This is a genomic window from Dawidia cretensis (assembly GCF_018598175.1).
In the GTDB taxonomy this organism is placed as follows: Bacteria; Bacteroidota; Bacteroidia; order Cytophagales; family Cyclobacteriaceae; genus Ohtaekwangia; species Ohtaekwangia cretensis.
This window is the reverse complement of record NZ_JAHESE010000139.1, coordinates 1-375: the sequence shown is the minus strand read 5'-3', so window position 1 is coordinate 375 and position 375 is coordinate 1. Positions and strand designations below refer to the sequence as shown.

The following is a 375-nucleotide window of genomic DNA, read 5'->3' as shown; positions in this document are numbered from 1 at the left end:
GTTTTACGAAGGTCGTCATCATTGAAGGTAGTATATACCCCGGGAACAAGCACGACGCCGTCGTTACCATCGCGGGTTCCGCCATAAATAGCCCTTTGATCAAAATAAAAGAAGTCGGCGGGAAAAGGCGGTGCATTATTCGACGTTTGCGTGTTGTACGTAATGGCAAACAACACTTCCTTCGAATTATGGTTGTCGTGCTTGAATTGATGCGTAATGTTGGGAGCGAGCTCCATCGCACCGTTCTGACCACCGGCCGAGCTGCTGATAAGCTTATCGGCAGCCGCGATACAGTCGTCCCAGCGCGCGGTACCCGTCCATTTTTCGGCATTGAGGTATAATTCTACCAGCATGGCATACCCGCCGGCTTGCGAC

Annotated in this window: 1 pseudogene; it reads right to left on the bottom strand. The window is 51.7% G+C overall.

The features are described from left to right. Positions 1-375: pseudogene (locus tag KK062_RS30090) on the bottom strand (RagB/SusD family nutrient uptake outer membrane protein); the annotation flags it as partial.